Source organism: Shewanella holmiensis, assembly GCF_025370255.1.
Lineage (GTDB): Bacteria > Pseudomonadota > Gammaproteobacteria > Enterobacterales > Shewanellaceae > Shewanella > Shewanella holmiensis.
Genome location: NZ_JAMTCD010000052.1, coordinates 1 through 2,764 on the forward strand (window position 1 = coordinate 1; position 2,764 = coordinate 2,764).

The following is a 2,764-nucleotide window of genomic DNA, read 5'->3' on the forward strand; positions in this document are numbered from 1 at the left end:
ATTTCAAGCGGGACTGCTAACAGTTTGCTCGGTTTCGCTTCGCTACACATTTTAGCAAACAATTATCAGCCCCTTAAATGGGCGTTATGCGGCATTGCGAAATCGACTAAATGTCATTGCAGCCGTTGTGTTTTATAAAGGGTTTAGTGGTTGCTGCCTTTTCTTTTACTTGGCAAATTATTCGTAAGTAAGTCTGTTTCAACTTATGGCTAAACAGTTTTTCGCCAAAGTAGGTTAGTGGTAAATTAAGTTTTTATCGTGTGGCTCAAAATTCACGGCTTAGAGCATCACAATGCAATGGTCTTTTAAAACGTGCATTGTATACCATTAATATTTATACAAATAGTATGCTATTGTAATCTGAAAATCGCATCAAGACGACACTAGTGACATGCCTATCTGTTTGATGCCACTATAATCACTTAGCTCTACCACCGACATTGAGTAAAAATCTAACAATGCTGACCACCTTAGCCATAAGTAACTATCGCTCTCTTAGAGAAGTAAAAGTGACACTTAAACAGCTCAACTTAGTCACTGGTGCCAATGGCTGCGGTAAATCTAACCTCTACAAGGCACTGCGTCTACTCGCACAAACTGCCCAAGGTGGCGTGGTCAATGCGTTAGCGCAAGAGGGAGGACTGGACTCCTGTTTTTGGGCTGGTCCAGAAAACATCACCAAAGGCATGCTTGCCGGTGAAACTGCCATTGAACCGACCGTCCGCCAACAGCCTAAGCGATTAAAGTTGGGATTTGCTGGCGAGGAGTATAGCTACCTTATTGAACTGGGGCTGCCTAAGCCCGATTCCACCACCCTATTTGGGCTCGACCCACAAATAAAACGTGAGGCGATCTGGGTGGGCAACAAATATCGCCCCGCGTCTGTACTGGTTGAACGACGTGGCCCAGTGGTCAAAAGCCGTACAGAGCACCAAAAACAAGCTGGTTGGCAAACTCTCGGTCAACATATGCAGCATGGTGACAGCATTTTTAGTGAACTGGCCGACCCTGAACGCACACCTGAAGTCATTCGCCTACGCGACACAATTAGGGCTTGGCGGTTCTACGACCACTTTAGAAGCGATAACGATGCGCCCGCACGTAAACCTCAGTTGGGGACACGCACCCCAGTGTTACATCACGATGGACGCGACTTAGCTAGCGCAATTCAAACCATTTTTGAAATTGGCGATAGAGATGGTTTTAATGATGCGGTCAGTGATGCATTCCCAGGTGCAACAGTCACCGTTCACTATAATGCAGGCTTACTGAATATCGGTTTTCAACAAGAGGGCTTACTTCGGCCTCTGAGTGCAAGCGAGCTGTCTGATGGCACGTTACGATACTTACTGTTAATTGCAGCTCTACTCACACCCAGGCCACCAGCACTGATGGTGCTCAATGAACCAGAAACCAGTTTGCATCCCGATCTATTGCCAGCGTTGGCGCGACTCATCGCCAAAGCATCAAGCCTGTGTCAAGTTTGGGTCGTTTCCCATGCCAATCGCCTTATCAATGCGTTAAATGAATTTGAGCAGTGCCACATCATTGAGTTAGATAAACAGCTCGGACAAACACACATTTTGGGGCAGGACATTTTGACGACGCCCAGTTGGAACTGGCAACAAAAAGCCTAAGTCACTTAACATATGGCTTAGGCTCTAATAGACCAAAAAGTCTGTTTGTAGTGGTCAAGTAGGACTGGCCACTACAGTTTTACAAAGAAAAATTGGCGATAGTTTTCTGAATTCCCACCACATCGGTGCCTTTCTTTAGCTCTTTAACTAAAGGGTCTTTCTGACCAGAGAACCACAGTTTTAACTCAGAATCCATGTCAAAAGTTCCAGCAGTTTCCACTTCAAAATGGGTGATAGCTTTATAAGGTACTGAGTGATAACTGACTTTCTTCCCCGTCATCCCCTGTTTATCGATGAGAATAAGGCGTTTGTTAGTGAACACAAACATATCGCGCACTACCCGGTAGGCCAATGCTAACTGCTCATTATCGCCCATAATTGGACCTAACTCTTCAGCCAACTCATCTAAACTCACCTCTGAAGCAAAAATAACATGGCCACCCAGCAAAATAACATGGCCACCCAAAATTATTGGCTAAATATTAACCGCTCAACTACGCTTTATGTACCCTTCCTAAATGGTATTTGAAGATGGCCAGACCAAGACAAAGTATCGTTAGCTTAGAAGATACACCTTATTACCACTGTTGTTCGCGTGTTGTACGTAAGGCGTTTTTGTGCGGCTTTGATAAATCAACGGGTGAGAATTTTGAGCATCGGCGCGAGTGGGTCGATGCCCGTATCCTTGAATTAGCAACCATCTTCGCTATTGATATCTGTGCCTATGCCGTGATGAGCAATCACTTGCATGTAGTGGTTAAAGTGGACGCAGATAAAGCAAAAAACTGGTCAGATAAAGACGTACTGATTCAGTGGCATAAAGGCTTTAAAGGTACTTTACTGACACATAAGTTCGTAAAAGGTGAAGACCTAAACGAATTTGAACTTAATACTGTGAATGATTGCATAACTCAATATAGACAACGCTTAATCGATATCAGTTGGTTTATGCGCTCCTTAAGTGAGCCAATAGCCAGAATGGCAAACAAAGAAGATAAATGTACAGGTCGCTTCTGGGAAGGTAGGTTCAAGTCCCAAGCATTATTAGATGAAGCAGCAGTATTAGCTTGTATGGCCTATGTCGATTTAAATCCGATTCGGGCCCAAATGGCCTCCACACCCGAAAG

General features: G+C 44.5%; 3 protein-coding genes. 2 read left to right on the top strand and 1 reads right to left on the bottom strand.

Features of this window, described 5'->3' with window-relative positions:
• Positions 1–458 precede the first annotated feature (458 nt).
• The gene (locus tag NE535_RS18555) at positions 459–1,637 is read left to right on the top strand and encodes an AAA family ATPase (RefSeq protein ID WP_261300031.1); all 1,179 of its coding nucleotides are present in this window, start codon (positions 459–461) and stop codon (positions 1,635–1,637) included.
• Positions 1,638–1,716: 79 nt separating this feature from the next.
• Here the strand turns inward: NE535_RS18555 and NE535_RS18560 are convergent, their stop codons facing one another.
• Complete coding sequence (locus tag NE535_RS18560) at positions 1,717–2,088, bottom strand: PH domain-containing protein (protein WP_425347480.1); 372 nt, start codon at positions 2,086–2,088, stop codon at positions 1,717–1,719.
• 80 nt (positions 2,089–2,168) lie between these two features.
• Here NE535_RS18560 and NE535_RS18565 point away from each other — a divergent pair.
• On the top strand, positions 2,169–2,764 hold a 596-nt coding region (locus NE535_RS18565), incomplete at its 3' end, for a transposase (RefSeq protein WP_425347479.1).

Coding starts and splice junctions, on each gene's coding strand:
- NE535_RS18555 (WP_261300031.1), top strand. CDS start 459: ATGCTGACCACCTTAGCCATAAGTAACTATCGCTCTCTTAGAGAAGTA.